13 protein-coding genes are annotated in these 15,413 nt (G+C 69.5%); 7 read left to right on the top strand and 6 right to left on the bottom strand.

The features are described 5' to 3' along the window. Position 1: 1 nt before the first annotated feature. The 4 genes from BST44_RS13455 to BST44_RS13440 all read left to right on the top strand — a co-directional run bounded on the left by BST44_RS13455 (position 2) and on the right by BST44_RS13440 (position 5,301). A complete protein-coding gene (locus BST44_RS13455) occupies positions 2-304 on the top strand; it encodes a DUF1416 domain-containing protein (RefSeq protein ID WP_083177610.1) in 303 nt (100 codons plus the stop codon). Positions 305-473: 169 nt separating this feature from the next. After that, the gene (locus BST44_RS13450; RefSeq protein WP_083177639.1) at positions 474-1,151 is read left to right on the top strand and encodes a heme-binding beta-barrel domain-containing protein; all 678 of its coding nucleotides are present in this window, start codon (positions 474-476) and stop codon (positions 1,149-1,151) included. A gap of 117 nt (positions 1,152-1,268) precedes the next feature. Next, complete coding sequence (locus BST44_RS13445) at positions 1,269-3,644, top strand: hypothetical protein (RefSeq protein WP_083177609.1); 2,376 nt, start codon at positions 1,269-1,271, stop codon at positions 3,642-3,644. Between the two features lie 142 nt (positions 3,645-3,786). After that, positions 3,787-5,301, top strand: coding sequence for a sensor domain-containing protein (locus BST44_RS13440; RefSeq protein ID WP_083177608.1), 1,515 nt, complete (start codon positions 3,787-3,789; stop codon positions 5,299-5,301). Between the two features lie 241 nt (positions 5,302-5,542). Here the strand turns inward: BST44_RS13440 and BST44_RS13435 are convergent, their stop codons facing one another. After that, on the bottom strand, positions 5,543-6,415 hold the full coding sequence (locus tag BST44_RS13435) for an aminodeoxychorismate lyase (RefSeq protein ID WP_142274485.1): 873 nt from the start codon (positions 6,413-6,415) through the stop codon (positions 5,543-5,545). A gap of 99 nt (positions 6,416-6,514) precedes the next feature. Here BST44_RS13435 and ygfZ point away from each other — a divergent pair, with 99 nt between their 5' ends. Together ygfZ and BST44_RS13425 are read left to right on the top strand one after the other, a co-directional pair. Continuing rightward, positions 6,515-7,609 (top strand): CAF17-like 4Fe-4S cluster assembly/insertion protein YgfZ, encoded by a 1,095-nt coding sequence (gene ygfZ / locus BST44_RS13430; RefSeq protein ID WP_083177606.1) that lies wholly within the window; start codon positions 6,515-6,517, stop codon positions 7,607-7,609. Positions 7,610-7,753: 144 nt separating this feature from the next. Next, positions 7,754-7,939, top strand: coding sequence for a DUF3073 domain-containing protein (locus BST44_RS13425; RefSeq protein ID WP_083177605.1), 186 nt, complete (start codon positions 7,754-7,756; stop codon positions 7,937-7,939). A gap of 61 nt (positions 7,940-8,000) precedes the next feature. Here BST44_RS13425 and purM read toward each other — a convergent pair whose 3' ends face one another. From purM to BST44_RS13410, 3 genes are all read right to left on the bottom strand, one after another. Beyond that, a complete protein-coding gene (gene purM / locus BST44_RS13420) occupies positions 8,001-9,095 on the bottom strand; it encodes a phosphoribosylformylglycinamidine cyclo-ligase (protein WP_083177604.1) in 1,095 nt (364 codons plus the stop codon). A 71-nt stretch (positions 9,096-9,166) separates the two neighbouring features. Beyond that, positions 9,167-10,693 carry an amidophosphoribosyltransferase gene (gene purF / locus BST44_RS13415; protein ID WP_083177603.1) on the bottom strand — a complete coding sequence of 509 codons (1,527 nt, stop codon included), beginning with the start codon at positions 10,691-10,693 and terminating at the stop codon, positions 9,167-9,169. A 139-nt stretch (positions 10,694-10,832) separates the two neighbouring features. Further along, positions 10,833-11,222, bottom strand: coding sequence for a sterol carrier family protein (locus BST44_RS13410; protein ID WP_083177602.1), 390 nt, complete (start codon positions 11,220-11,222; stop codon positions 10,833-10,835). A 34-nt stretch (positions 11,223-11,256) separates the two neighbouring features. On the opposite strand from BST44_RS13410, the gene BST44_RS13405 reads away from it, so the two are divergent. Continuing rightward, entirely contained in the window at positions 11,257-12,456 is a 1,200-nt protein-coding gene (locus tag BST44_RS13405; RefSeq protein WP_439330720.1) for an MCE family protein, read from the top strand. Here BST44_RS13405 and BST44_RS13400 read toward each other — a convergent pair. Both BST44_RS13400 and purL read right to left on the bottom strand, forming a co-directional pair. Further along, positions 12,438-13,073, bottom strand: coding sequence for an Rv0804 family intramembrane glutamic endopeptidase (locus BST44_RS13400; protein WP_208619790.1), 636 nt, complete (start codon positions 13,071-13,073; stop codon positions 12,438-12,440). The two genes, BST44_RS13405 and BST44_RS13400, sit on opposite strands and share 19 nt — an antisense overlap. Positions 13,074-13,092: 19 nt before the next feature. Next, complete coding sequence (gene purL, locus BST44_RS13395; RefSeq protein WP_083177600.1) at positions 13,093-15,402, bottom strand: phosphoribosylformylglycinamidine synthase subunit PurL; 2,310 nt, start codon at positions 15,400-15,402, stop codon at positions 13,093-13,095. Between the last annotated feature and the right edge of the window lie 11 nt (positions 15,403-15,413).

Here is a 15,413-nt window from a genome sequence, read left to right as displayed (position 1 = left end):
TATGTGCTCTGCGCCGAAGCAAGGAGTGACGTTGCCCGCCAGCGTCGACTTGGAAAAGGAAACGGTGATCACCGGCCGCGTCGTGAACGGCGACGGCCAGGCGGTGGGTGGCGCGTTCGTCCGCTTGCTCGACTCCTCCGACGAGTTCACAGCCGAGGTCGTCGCGTCGGCCACCGGTGACTTCCGGTTCTTCGCGGCGCCCGGATCCTGGACGCTGCGGGCCCTGTCGGCGGCCGGGAACGGGAATGCCGTGGTGAGTCCCTCGGGTGCGGGCATCCACGAGGTGGACGTCAAGATCGCCTGAGACCCCGGCTGGCCTGACCGGGAACTCACGGGGCGAATAGACTTGTCCCCGTGGTGCTCTTCTTCGAGATCATGCTGGTCGCGGCGGTCGTGGTGATCTCCTGGTTCGCGCTGTACACGCTGTACCGGCTCATCACCGACGAATCGTGACCCGCGCCGGCGACGATCCAGTGGGGGTACCTCCCGCTTGCGGGGGACGCGGCGACGAACCACCGAGTTCCGCGAGCTCCGGCGATCGTGCGGTGGCAGCCGCCGCTGAGCGCGCCAAGGTCACGGCCGGCCGCAACATCCCCGCCTTCGACGACCTGCCGCTTCCCGCCGACACCGCCAACCTGCGTGAGGGTGCCAACCTCAACGACGCCTTGCTGGCGCTGCTGCCGCTGGTCGGGGTGTGGCGGGGACACGGCGAGGGCCGCGGGCACGACGGGGACTACCGCTTCGGCCAGCAGATCGTGGTCTCACACGACGGCGGCGACTATCTGAATTGGGAATCGCGTTCGTGGCGGCTCGGCGAGACGGGCGATTACCTGGAACGGGGCTTGCGCGAGACCGGCTTCTGGCGCTTTGTCAGCGACCCCGACGACCCCAGCGAATCGCAGGCCATCGAACTGCTGCTGGCCCATTCAGCCGGCTACGTCGAATTGTTCTACGGACGGCCGCGCACCCCGTCTTCGTGGGAGCTGGTGACCGACGCGCTGGCCCGCAGCCGGTCGGGCGTGCTGGTCGGTGGCGCGAAACGGCTCTACGGCATCGTCGAGGGCGACCTGGCCTACGTCGAGGAACGGGTGGACGCCGACGGCGGCCTGGTCCCCCACCTTTCGGCGCGGCTGTCGCGCTACGCCGGATAACCGCCGACCCGTTGCCCGCCAGCGCAACTCGGCCCCGGAACCATTGCCTTCGGCCGATCTTTTGCGTGTACTGTTCGACGTCCGAGCAGCCGATACCGCGCGAAGGGAGATCGGCGGATGCGTCCCACCAGGGTTCCCTCGCCCATCTTGCGCTGGGGCGTCACCGCGGTCGCGCTGCTGCTCATCGCGTATCTGGCCGCGCTGGACTTGCGGCCCGCCTTCATCGACGCGCTGCCGCCCACCCTCGGGTGGTTCGGCCGCCCCGGGTCGATGCCGACGCTGGCGATCGTGGTGGCCGTGCTGATCTGGGCGTCCGTGCTGACCCTGCGCTCGGGCGGCAGCCACCGGGTGGTGGGCGTTTCGTTCAGCCTGATCGCGGCCCTGGTGCCCTTGACGGCGGTCCTGGGCCTCACCTCCTATTGGGGCTGCCACGACGCGAACCACCCGGCGCTCTTCACCCCGCTGATGGCCACGGCCAGTCTGGTCAAAGGCGGAACCGGCGACTTCTCGGTCGGCGGACGCACCTGCCCGAATCCCACTCCGGTCGGTCTGGAGCTGGCGCGGATCGCGGCACTGTCGGCGATCTTCACCGGGCTGGGCGGCGTCGTGGTCGGCGTATTTCGATCCCAGGTGGACCGGCTGCGCGCCAATTTGGCCGATTCCGTGACGGCCATCGTCGGCGTCGACGGCGACACGCAGTCGATGATCAGTGCGGTCGCGCGGACGCTCGACCGGCGCGGCACGCTGGTGGTCATCACCGGCGCCAGCGACGACCGGGTGCAGCGGGCCCGCAGGCAGGGCGCGCGGGTGGTGCTGGTGGACTTCAACAACCCGTCCACCCTGGTGTCGCTGCGGCTGTGGCGGCGCCTGTCCCGGCTCTACCTGATGGCGCCCGACCCCGCGATCAACCTGATGTGGCTGGACCTGATCAGCCGCCGGCTCGACGAGGTCGCCCACAAGCGGCGGCTGCCTCTCATCGTGCGGATGGACGACCCTTGGCTGGCCCAGGCCTGGCGCGCCCAGCAGTTCGGCGGATCGGACACTCGATGGGCGGCCGACGTTGTCGGCAAGTACGAGGTGACCGCGGGCAGGCTCCTCGACGGCATCATCGCCACGGGCCGGACCACGCTCGTATTCGTCTGCGGCACTTCCCAATTGACCCTTGCGCTGTGCGCGGACCTGACCCAGCGCGCCCTGGAGCGCGACTTCTACACCCCGCCCGGCGCCGTGCCGCTGCCCGCGCTCACGCTGGTCGAAAGGGACGCCCAGGAGTACCTGGCGGATCACGAGTTCTACCGGCAGCAGGCGGGATTCGTGTCGGAGGGACCGACGATCGGTGCGACAGCCGAGGCGCCCACGGTGCCGACCATGCTGAAGCTGATCGGCGAGGCCGACCCGGCTACCAGCGCCGTGATCTTCGTGGACTCCCACGCCGCGACGACCGCCGCCAGGCTGGCGGCCCGCTTCCCCGACATGCCCATCTATGCCTCGGACCTCAACACCAGCATCAGTGACGACTCGATCCAGGTCGTCGGCCGGTTGCAGTCCTACTCGCTGGTGCTGGACACCCAGGAGGGCCAGGTGCAGGACGCGTGGGAGAGGGCGGCGAGGCTGATCCACGAGCGGTACGTCTCGACAATCGACGCGCAAGCGCCGCGGTCGCCGGCCGCGCTGCCGTGGGCCGAACTCAACGAGTTCTACCGCGGGTCCAATCGGCGCCAGGTGCGCAACGCGCTGTGGATGGTGGAGCAGATCGCGGGCCACACCTGGAATACCTGGGGCAGCCCGCCCGCGCAGCTGTCCGGCAACGAGATGGCGGACCTGCCGCCGTTGGAGCAACTCGGCCTGATGGGCTTCGACCGGTATTCGGCGATGAGCATGGCCCGCGCCGAGCACGAGGATTGGTGCCGCTATTACCGCCGCAACGGCTGGAAATACGGTTCGCCGCGCGACGATTCACACAAGATCCACGACAAGCTGGTCGACTGGTCGGTGGTGCAGAGCGACCCGGTGCTGCTCAACGCCGCGGTGCGCAGCCTGGCCGGCACGCTGTGGAGCCTGCGCCAGTTGGGCTTCCGGTCGCGTCCGCTGTGGCAGTCCTTTAACCGGGTGGGCACCGTGAGCGCCGAACAACGAAGCGCCCCATGGACATGGACGTCGGACTCGGGACACACGATGCGCGCCGACGCGGGCGACTGGGCCATTCAGGAAGACGGCAAGGTGTGGTCGGTTCGGGACGACATCTTCCGCGACACCTACGAGCCGGCCGGCGACGGGCGCTGGCGGCGAAAGGGCCGGGTGCAAGCACGGCCGGCGTGCCCGGGCGAGACTGTGAACACCTTGGAGGGCCCGGCGACCGCGGTGGAGGGCGACTGGGTGGTCCGGGGATCCACCGGCGAACAGTGGCCGGTTCCCGGCGACGAATTCGCGCGCCGCTACGCCGAATTCCACCCGCCCGAAGAAGCATCGCCGGTGGACGGTGGCCACCCTTGAGTTTCGGCCGCCGCGCCCCGAGCAGCCGCGAATTTGCGCCGTCCGATGCGGCCCGACACTGATACGGTATCGGCGCATGCCCAATAGCCGCATGCGCCCATTACGCCCGTATGTTTGCTACGCCTCCCCGTAGGAGACCGTCATGCCGCTGTTCATCAGCTACTCGAGCCAGGACAGGGCGACGGTCGACGCCCTGACGACCGCGCTTCGGCGCGGTCAGCAGCAGGTTTGGTTCGACCAAGAGCTCGGCGGCGGCGAGTCCTGGTGGAACAAGATTCTCGAGCAGATCCGGTCGTGCGACGTGTTCATCGTGGCGCTGTCCAACAACTGGCTGCAATCCAAGCCGAGTCAGGCCGAGTTGCGCTACGCGAGGGCGCTGAACCGGCCGATCCTGCCCGTCCGGATCGGCGACATCGACAGCATGCGCGTGAATCCCCTTGCCGCATTGCAGATCATCGACTACCGCGAACCGACGGTCGACGCCGGCATCCAACTCGTGACCGCGGTGCACGCGCTGCAAAGCAAGCCGGTGCCGCTGCCGGACCCGCTGCCCGACGAGCCCCCGGTGCCGTTCGGCTACATCACCCGGTTGGGCAACACCCTCGCCGAAAAAGAGCTCAGCCCGCAGCAGCAGACCCAGCTGTTGATCGAACTCAGGCAGGGCCTCGACGAGGACGGTGACGATCCCAGCGCCCGCGGCGATATCGGCCAGCTGCTGCGCATGCTGCGCCTGCGCCACGACGTCACCTACCGCACCCGCACCGAGATCGACAACGTGCTGGCCGAGATCGAAGCCAAGGACGGCGCGCCGGGCATGGCGGCAGCCGCCGGCAAGCCGCAGGCGCCACCGGACGCACCCCGACCCGCCGCCCCTGCGCCGGCCCGCGTCCCGTCCGCCGCGCCAGGCGTACCGGCCGGGGCGGGCGGGTCCAGCAAGCGGTTGCTGATCATCGGCGGGGCGGCCGCGGCGGTGATCGCCGTGATCGCGGTCGTCGCGGTGTTAGCCGCCCAGGGCGGCAAGACGAAGCCCTCCCCCAAGGCCGGCGGCGCGCCGACTGCGGCGGCGCCCGGCGCACCGGCCGCCGGGAATGCGCCGACGCTGGACTCCTACCTGCTCGGCCCCGCCGATGTCGGGGCGATCGTCGGCGATCCGAACCTGGTGGCCTCCGAGAAAGCCATGCAGCTGCGCAATTTCAGGCCGACGCTGTCGAATCCGGATTGCAAGGGCGTCTTCGAGCCCATCGAAGAATCCGCCTACAAGGGGGCGGACGGCTACACCGGGGTCAGCGGCCAAGCGGTGCACACGACCGGCGAGAACCAAGTTCACCGCCTCTACGAAGCGGTCGCGCAGTTTTCGTCGCCCGACAAAGCGACCGCGTTCGTGCAGGCATCCGCGGACAGGTGGAGGGCATGCGCGGGTCAATCGATCACGTTGACCTTCAACGGCAAGTCCAGCGAATGGAAGTTCGGCGAGGTCACCGGAACCGTGCCGAAGATCTATCAACAGCGCACGCAGGCCGACGGCACCCGGATCTGCCACCATGCGTTGCACGCGGTGTCGAGTGTGGTCGTCGACTTGTTGCTGTGCGGCCCGGACGCCGAGACCGGTCAAGCGGGCAAACTCGCCGGGCAGATCGCCGCGAAGGTGAGCCAGTAACCGCGTCCGGACATGGCGCGGCCCCCGAGCAAGGCTCCTGGTTGGACAAACCGGAAGCTCGGGGGCCGGGTGACTGCGGGAAATTCGCTAGCGCGCGTGAATCGCCAGCTCTTCCGAGCCACTGCAGCTAGCGCGCAGCCACCTCACATGTCCATGAAGCTATCAATTCTCGGACCACCTCCCTTCTTGTGTACGGCCGACCGTACCCGCGATTCCGCAAGCCGACAACACAATTCAGCGCTCAGCGATCGCTGACGATCGCCGAGTCGACCAGCGCGGCGAATTCGGCCGCCAGCGGAGAGTGGGGCAGCGGGCGGCCGTCGAGGGTATGCACGCGGGCCGCCAGCGTCATGCTCGACACCAGCCAAATCCCTTGCGCGGCACGGAGATCAGCCGGCCGCAACGCGCGGTAGTCGCAGTCGTACCCCTTGGCCCGGGCCACCTCGAAGAGGGCCTGCTGCGTGGTGCCACGCAAGATCGGATACCAGGGCGGCGGCGTCAGCAGGCATGGGTTCCCGCCCGCCCCGGCTTCGTCGTCGGTCGCGATCACCACCGTCGAGCGCGGGCCTTCCAGGATGTAGCCGTCCGAGCTGACGAAGATCACGTCGCCGGCGCCCCGGTGCGCGGCATGACGCAATGCGGCCATGTTGACGGCGTAGGACAGCGTCTTGGCCCCGGCCAGCAGCCACGGCATCGCGTCGGTACCGGTCGCGGGCAGTCCACGGTCCAACATCACCGCGGCCAGCCCCTCACGCCGAACGGCCGTCACCCGTTCCGGGACGGCGGTGACCATCACGTAGGTGGTCGGCGCCGTCCCGCCCTCCCGGCCGCGGCTGTAGATCAGGCGCATCGCGCCTTCGTCGGCGGTGCCCGCGACCCACTGCCGGGTGGCCACCTCGATCGCACCGCGCCAGCTCGGCAGGTCCGGTTCCGGAAGGTCCATCAGCCGGGCGGACTGGGTGAGCCGCTGCAAATGGGACTCGACCAGGCAGGGCCTGCCGTCGCGGACCAGCAGCGTCTCGAAGATGCCGTCACCGCGAACCGCCGCCAGGTCGTCGGCGTGCAGCAGCGGCGCATCCGGCGGATGAACCGCGCCGTCCAGCGTGACGATCACACCCGCCTGGCCTGCCATGGAGGTAAAGCCTAGCCGCGAGCGTGCGGCCGGCCGCACGGTCGACGGCCATGGCGAGTACCAAATCCGTAGAGTTGACGTGTGAACGCAGTTCCTGCACCCGACGCCGGACCCGACGCGGGCGCCGTCTGGCATTACGGCGATCCGCTGGGCGAGCAGCGCGCGGCCGAAACCGCCGCGGTCGTGGTGGACCGCTCGCACCGCGCGGTCCTCACCCTGACCGGCAGCGATCGCCAGAAGTGGCTGCACAGCATCTCCACCCAGCACGTCAGCGACCTCGCCGAGGGCGCCAGCACACAGAACCTCAGCCTCGACGGTCAGGGCCGCGTTGAGGACCACTGGATTCAAACCGAACTCGGCGGCACCACCTACCTGGATACCGAACCCTGGCGCGGCGAACCGCTGCTGGACTACCTGCGCAAGATGGTCTTCTGGTCCGACGTCGCCCCGGCCGCCGCCGACATGGCGGTGCTTTCGCTGTTGGGCCCGCGCCTGTCCGACCGGGCGGTGCTCGACGCGCTCGGCGTGGACGCCCTGCCCGCCGAGCTGACGGCGATTCCCCTGGCCGGCGGGGGCTTTGTGCGACGGATGCCCGGCGGCCCCGCCGGCCAGATCGAACTGGATCTGGTGGTTCCGCGCGGCGAGTCCGCCGGCTGGCAAGAACGTCTGGTGCGGGCGGGCGTGCGACCCGCCGGGGTATGGGCGTACGAAGCGCATCGGGTGGTGGCGCTGCGCCCACGTTTGGGCGTCGACACCGACGAGCGCACGATTCCGCACGAGGTGGGGTGGATCGGCGGTCCCGGCGAAGGCGCCGTCCATCTCGACAAGGGCTGTTACCGGGGGCAGGAGACCGTCGCGCGGGTGCACAACCTGGGCAAACCGCCCCGGATGCTGGTGCTGTTGCACCTCGACGGTTCGGTCGACCGGCCCGCGACGGGTGACCCCGTGCTCGCCGGCGGTCGCGCGGTCGGCCGCCTCGGCACCGTGGTGGATCACGTGGACCTCGGGCCGGCGGCCCTGGCGCTCATCAAGCGCGGGGTGCCGGCGGACATCGAGCTGGCGACCGGCCCGCAGGCTTCGGTGGCTGCGGTAATCGACGCCGATTCGCTGCCGCCCACGGAACAGATCGGTGCGGGACGGTTGGCCGTCGAACGGTTGCGCGGCGGTGCGAGATAATTCTGAATGACGTCCGCCACAGCGGCAGGGGGCACCGACGCCCAACCGTAAGGCACGGTAAACTGTCGGCAGGACAATAACGACACCAGGAGATCGGAGCCGCCTGATTCGGGCCGCTCCGTTATTGCGCGAGGGGGTTCCCCCATGGGCCGCGGCCGGGCTAAGGCAAAGCAGACCAAGGTTGCTCGAGAACTCAAATACAGTTCTCCGCAGACCGACTTCCAGCGGCTTCAGCAAGAGCTGGCAGGAACGGGTGCCGACGACTCCGCCGAAATGGAGGACGACGGTGTCGCCGACTCCTGGGCAGACAGCGACGACTGGCGCCGCTAAGACTCAAGCCGCCGTGCCTGTCCCGTCCCCTTCGGTCCGGCGCTAGCGCGGCTGCCGCCTTCTAGAACCTGGGGTGCTGCCCGACGAGCTTTGCCCGGGGCCCCTCTTTACCGCCTTTGCAGACGGTCCCCAAGACCCAGCAGTCCAAGTGCCGGGCGGTCAGGATGGCCAGGGCGCGGTCGGTGTCCTCGGGCGCGACGACCGCGACCATGCCCACGCCCATGTTGAACGTCTTCTCCATCTCGTCCCGCGTCACCCGGCCACGCTGGGCGATCATGGCGAAAACCGGTGCCGGGGTCCACGTCCCACGGTCGATCTCCGCGACCAGTCCGTGCGGGATGACGCGTTGCAGGTTGCCGGCCAGCCCGCCGCCGGTGACATGGCAGAAGGTGCGGACATGGGTCTCGGCCGCCAACGCCAGGCAGTCCTTGGCATAGATCCGCGTGGGCTCCAACAGCTCTTCACCCAGCGTGCGGCCGAATTCCTCCACATAACCGGCCAGGTTCATCCGGTCGATCTCGAGGAGCACCGTGCGGGCCAGCGAGTACCCGTTGGAATGCAGGCCGGAGGAGCCCATCGCGATGATCGTGTCGCCGGGCTTGACGCGATCGGGGCCCAGCACGTCGTCGGCCTCGACGACCCCGACACCGGTGGCCGAGATGTCGTAGTGGTCCGGTTCCATCAGCCCGGGATGCTCGGCGGTCTCCCCGCCGAGCAGAGCGCAGCCGGCGCGGACGCATCCCTCGGCGATGCCGGCCACGATCGCGCTGAGCCGCTCGGGCACCGTCCGGCCCACCGCGATGTAGTCCTGCAGGAACAGCGGCTCGGCGCCGCAGACCACGAGGTCGTCGACCACCATCGCGACCAGGTCCAGGCCGACGGTGTCGTGCTTGTCCATCGCCTGGGCGACCGCCAACTTGGTTCCCACGCCGTCGGTGGACGCCGCGAGCAGCGGTTCGCGGTAGTCGTTGCGCAAGGCGAACAAGCCGGCGAACCCGCCCAGGCCGCCGCGCACCTCGGGCCTGGTGGCCCTGGTCGCCAGGGGCTTGAACATCTCGACGGCTCGGTCACCGGCCTCAATGTCCACCCCGGCCGACGCGTAGGTGATGCCGTGGCTGCCCGGGTTTCGTCCGGGGCTTTTTCCGGGATCCGTCATCGCGATAAAGGCTACCGGGCGCCGCCGACCGCCGTTATCAAACGTCTGGGAAGGGGCGCGCCGGACGTCCGTCAGTGGACGATCGGGACTTCGTCGGGCGCCAGATCGTCGAGACCGGCGCCGCGGGCGGCGTTGGCGAGCATGTGCTCGATGACGTTCTTGCCCAAGGCCGTCTCCTCGGGCAATTCGATCGGATACTGGCCGTCGAAGCAGGCGGTGCACAGCCGCGACGAGGGTTGCTCGGAAGCGGCGACCAGGCCGCGCAGCGAGATGTAGCCGAGGGAGTCGGCGCCGATGGCGTGCCGCACCGCCTCGAGCATCTCCTCTTTGTCTTGCACGGCGTTGGCGATCAACTCCGCCGGCGACGGGAAGTCGATGCCGTAGAAGCAGGGCCACTTCACCGGCGGCGACGCGATCCGCACGTGGACTTCGACGGCGCCGGCCTCGCGCAGCATGCGCAGCAGCGCGCGCTGGGTGTTGCCGCGCACGATCGAGTCATCGACGACGATCAGCCGCTTGCCGCGGATGACCTCGCGAAGCGGGTTGAGTTTCAAGCGGATGCCGAGCTGGCGGATGGTCTGGGACGGCTGGATGAACGTCCGCCCGACATAGGCGTTCTTCATCAGGCCCTGCCCATAAGGAATCCCGGCCTCCTGCGCGTACCCGACGGCGGCGGGCGTGCCCGACTCCGGAACCCCGATCACCAGGTCGGCGTCCACCGGGCATTCACGGGCCAGCCGGCGACCGATCTCCACCCGGGTGGCGTGCACGGATCGGCCGGCTATCGTGCTGTCCGGGCGGGCAAGGTAGACGTATTCGAAGACGCAGCCCTTCGGGGTGGGGTTGGCGAAGCGCGTCGAGCGCACCCCGTCGGCGTCGATCGCCAGCAGCTCGCCCGGCTCGATGTCGCGCACGAACGACGCGCCCACGATGTCGAGTGCGGCGGTTTCGGAGGCCACCACCCAGCCACGATCCAGCCGTCCGAGCGAAAGTGGGCGCACCCCATGAGGATCGCGGCAGGCATAGAGCGTGTTCTCGTCCATGAACGTCAGGCAGAACGCGCCGCGGACGGTCGGCAACAGGTCCAGGGCTGCCTGCTCGAGGCTGGAATCCGCCGAGCCGTGGGCCAGCAGCGCACCCAAGATGTCGGAGTCCGTCGTCGCCGGCGCGGGGCAGCGCCGGGCGATCAGCCCCGCGTCGCGGGCGCGGGCGGCGAGGTCGGCGGTGTTGACCAGATTTCCGTTGTGTCCCAGAGCAACACCTGTGCCGGCGGCGGTGTTGCGGAACACCGGCTGCGCGTTCTCCCACGTGGTGTCGCCCGTGGTGGAGTAGCGGCAATGGCCGATGGCGACGTGGCCCGGCATCGCCGCGAGGGTCTGCTCGTCGAACACCTGGCTGACCAAGCCCAGGTCTTTGAAGACCAGGACCTGAGAGCCGTCGGCGACGGCGATACCCGCGGCTTCCTGCCCCCGGTGCTGCAGGGCGTACAGGCCGTAATAGGTGAGTTTTGCGACATCCTCGCCAGGGGCCCAAACCCCAAAGACACCACACTCTTCACGGGGCGAGTTCAGATCCTGCTCGGGTTCTCCGACGGTCACGATTGGGCGGCTCCCTGGGGAACGGTTGGTGACGTAACGGAGTCTACGGGTCCGATGCCCGCGACCGCGAATTAGCAGCGCGTGTTGGGCACCGAATATTCCCTCCACCGAGGTTAAACCTGCAGTTCACGGTTACTATTCAGCTGACATCGAACAACGGCAGATAGTGTTCGATGTCACCGGCCCGGGAGCCGGACAGCGTCAGCGCACCGGCGTCCTTCGCCTCGTGGAAGGGCACCAATCCGGCAGCCAGCAGCAGCCACGTCCGTGAATCGGTCTCCACCACGTTGGGCGGCGTGCCCCGGGTGTGCCGGGGCCCGGGAATGCACTGCACCGCGACGAACGGCGGAATCCGCACTTCGACGCTGGCGCCGGGTGCCACCTCGGCCAGGGTGCGCGCGGTGAGCCGCACGGCGGCGCCGAGGCTTTCGCGGTCGGGCGCGGGGCGCGATTCGTCCCGCAGCCAGCCGGCGACGGCCAGCACGGCCCGCCGGGTCTTTGCCGGATCTGCCTTTTGACGGGCGGCCATACCCTAGGGTCTCAGACTCATGGAGCGTCGGCGCATGCGGCGCGGGCCACCGTACAAGACCGTCGGCCTCGTGACGGTCGTCATCGTGGGTTTGGTCGGGTCGCTCCTCTACCTACAGTTCCGGGGTGAGCTGACGCCGACGACGAAGCTGACCATGGTCGCCGCCCGCGCCGGCCTGGTGATGGACCCCGGATCCAAGGTGACCTACAACGGGGTCCAGATCGGCCGGGTGGCGAGCATTGCCGAGGTCTCCCGCGACGGCGAACCCGCCGCCAAGGTGGTGCTCGATATCACCCCGCGGTATGTCAAGGCGATCCCGGCCAACGTGGCGGCCGCCATCAAGGCGACCACGGTGTTCGGCAACAAATACGTCGCGTTGAGCTCGCCGCCCGCGCCCGCGCGGCAACCGATCACACCGTCGACCGTCATCGACGCGACGGCGGTGACGACCGAGTTCAACACCGTGTTCGAGACGCTCATCGCCATTGCCGAGAAAATCGACCCGGTCAAGGTGAACCTGACGCTCAGCGCGGCCGCACAAGCCCTGACGGGATCGGGCGAGAAGTTCGGCGCCTCTCTGGTCAACGGCGACGCGATCTTCGACGACGTCAACCCGCGCATGCCCGAGCTGCGGGCGGACATTGGTCGCCTGGCCGCCCTCGGTGAGACTTACGCCCGCGCCTCACCCGACCTTTGGGACGCGCTCGAGCACGCGGTGACCGCGGCGCGCACGCTCAACCGCCGGCGAGCCGATCTGGACGCGGCGCTGCTGGCGGCGGCCGGACTGGGTGGCGCGGGCGCCGACGTCTTCGGGCGCGCCGGACCGTACCTGGCGCGGGGCGCCGCCGACCTGGTCGGCTCCAGTCAGCTGCTCGACGAATACAGTCCGGAAATCTTCTGCACCATCCGCAATTTCAACGAGGTCGGGCCCAAGATCCACAACGCCCTGGGCGACAACGGCTACTCGCTGGGCGCCCACGCGGCGGGCGCGATCGCCGGGGCACCCAATCCATACATCTGGCCGGAGAATCTGCCGCGGACCAACGCCAGGGGCGGTCCCGGTGGCCGGCCGGGCTGCTGGCAGACCATCACCCGGGAGTTGTGGCCGGCTCCGTTTCTGGTGATGGACACCGGCGCGAGCATGGCTCCGTACAACCACTTCGAACTCGGGTCACCACTTTTCACCGAACACGTGTGGGGCCGCCAGCTGGGCGACTACACCATCAACCCGTGACGCCGCACGCCCAGCGCCGCGATCGCGCCTGCCTCGTTGATGGCCAGGTGAGCCAGCATGGGCGCGGCGAGGCTGCCGGAACGGTCTGCGAGCCAACCGAATAGCCAGCCCGCGATGCCCGTCGCCAGCACGGTTCCCAGCACGGGGTCACCCGCCGCCCGCGCGTCCGCGATGTGAGACAGCCCAAAGCTCGCCGCTTGCAACAACCTTCCGCCGGACGTGCCCCACCCACCCGCAGCGGCGGTGCTCAGCGCCGCGCGGAAAGCGGCCTCCTCGGACCAGACGGTCCCGACCGGGATGCGCAGCAGCAACCAGCCGGGCACCGATCCGGGCGGCTCCCGGTCGGCCATCGACGTCCGCACCAACGGCACGGCCGTCGTCGCGGCGATCGCGGCCGCCGCGGCCGCACCGGCCGCGGACCCCAGCCGCAGCCCCGCCCATAGCCGCGGCGGAGACAAGCCCAGCGGCGCACGCGTCACAAGCGCCAACAACCCGGCGGCGCCGGCCTGCAACGTGACCCGCCATCCGATCGGAAGGCGCGGACCGACGAAGCTCCAGCCAACCAGGGCGGCGGCCAGCGTGAACGCACGAGCCCGGACGAAACCGCCGTCGCTCATTGCGATTCGCCGCTACGGCTCATCCGAAGAGGCGGGGCAGAACCGCCTCGGACGTTTCGCGCAGCTCGGCCAGCGACACGGTGAACAGGCCTTGAACCTCCACCGCGTCCGAGGCCTGATCGACCACGCCGATGCGCACCGCGGGCAGTCCCCGCGCCTCGCACATCGCACGGAATCGGCTCTCCTCGGTGCGCGGCACCGCCACCAGCACGCGGCCGGCGGACTCGGAGAACAAGGCGACGAACGGGTCCGCACCCTCGGGAAGTACGACGCGGCAACCGGTTTCGCCCGCCAGGGCCGCCTCCACGACGGCCTGCGCCAGTCCGCCCTCGGACAGGTCGTGCGCGGCGGAGACCAGCCCGTCGCGCGACGCCGCGCTCAGCACCTCGGCGATCAGCTTTTCGCGCGCCAGGTCGACCGCGGGCGGCAGCCCGCCGAGATGGTCGGCGGTCACCTGCGCCCAAACCGAGCCGTCGAATTCGTCGCGGGTGTCGCCCAGCAGGATCAGGGTCTCGCCCGGCTCGCGGCCCAGGCCGGTCGGGATGCGCCGGCCGACATCGTCGAGGACGCCGAGCACCCCGACCACCGGTGTGGGCAGGATCGCCGCCGAACCGGTCTGGTTGTAGAAGCTGACGTTGCCGCCGGTCACCGGAATGCCAAGCGCCGCACATCCATCGGCGAGTCCGCGCACCGCCCGCGAAAACTGCCACATCACGCCGGGGTCTTCCGGGGAGCCGAAGTTGAGGCAGTTGGTCACCGCGACCGGGGTGGCGCCGGTGACCGCGACGTTGCGGTAGGCCTCGGCGAGCGCGAGTTGGGCACCGGCGTAGGGATCGAGCAGCGTGTAGCGCCCCGACGCGTCGGTGGACAGCGCGATGCCGCGGCCCGTGGTTTCGTCGACGCGCAGCACGCCGCCGTCGGCGTGCTCGGCCAGGACGGTGTTGCCACGCACGTAGCGGTCGTACTGTTCGGTGATGAATGCGCGGCTGCACAGGTGCGGGCTACCCAGCAGCGCAAGCAAAGTCGCGCGCAGCTCCTCCCCCGTCGCCGGCCGCCGCAGTCTCGTTGACCGGTCCGCGTTCAGGGCGTCTTGCGACTCGGGCCGCGCGACCGGCCGCTGGTACACCGGCCCCTCGTGGGCCACGGTCCGGGGCGGCACGTCGACGACGGTCTCCCCGCGCCAGGTGATCCGCAACCGGTCACCGTCGGTGACCTCGCCGATCACCGTGGCCAGCACCTCCCATTTGCGGCACACCGCCATGAAGGCGTCCACGTTTTCCGGCGCCACCACGGCGCACATCCGCTCCTGCGACTCGCTGCAGAGCACCTCCGCGGGCGTCATGTCCTTGGCCCGCAACGGGACGGTATCGAGCTGGACCGCCATCCCGCCGTCCCCCGCGGACGCCAATTCCGATGTCGCGCAGGCCAATCCCGCGCCACCAAGGTCTTGAATGCCGATCACCAGACCGCCCGCATACAGCTCGAGGCAGCATTCGATGAGCACCTTTTCCATGAACGGGTCGCCCACCTGCACCGAAGGCAGCTTCTTGCGCGCCGGTCCCCCGCCGTCTCCGATATCGAAGGTGTCCGACGCCAGCACCGACACCCCGCCGATGCCGTCGAGGCCGGTGCGAGCCCCGAACAGGATGATCTTGTTGCCGGCGCCCGAGGCGAAGGCCAGGTGCAGATCCTCCTGTCGCAGCACACCCACGCACAACGCGTTCACCAATGGATTACCGGCGTAGCAGGCATCGAAGACGGTTTCGCCCCCGATGTTGGGCAGCCCCAGCGAGTTGCCGTAGCCGCCGATGCCGCGGACCACCCCGTCGACCACCCGGCGCGTGTCGGGCGCGTCGGCGGCGCCGAACCGCAGCTGGTCCATCACGGCGACCGGTCGGGCGCCCATGGCCATGATGTCGCGGACGATCCCGCCGACGCCGGTCGCCGCGCCCTGGTAGGGCTCGACGTAGGACGGATGGTTGTGCGATTCGACCTTGAAGGTGACCGCCCAGCCGTCCCCGATGTCGACGACGCCGGCGTTCTCGCCGATCCCGGCCAGCATGCCGGCGCGCATCGCGTCGGTAGTGGTCTCGCCGAAGTAGCGCAGATGGACCTTCGACGACTTGTACGAGCAGTGCTCGCTCCACATCACCGAATACATCGCCAGCTCGCTGTCCGTCGGCCTGCGGCCCAGGATCTCGCGAATCCGCTGGTACTCGTCGTCTTTGAGGCCCAGCTCGGCGAACGGCTGCGGCTCGTCAGGGCTGGCGGCGGCGTTCTCGACGGTGTCGATCGCCTGGGTGCGGGCGTTCGTCCCGGAGGCAGTCACGCCAGACAGTC

Origin of the sequence: Mycobacterium scrofulaceum, from assembly GCF_002086735.1 — a bacterium.
GTDB classification, from domain to species: domain Bacteria; phylum Actinomycetota; class Actinomycetes; order Mycobacteriales; family Mycobacteriaceae; genus Mycobacterium; species Mycobacterium scrofulaceum.
This window is presented reverse-complemented; position numbering and strand designations above follow the sequence as displayed.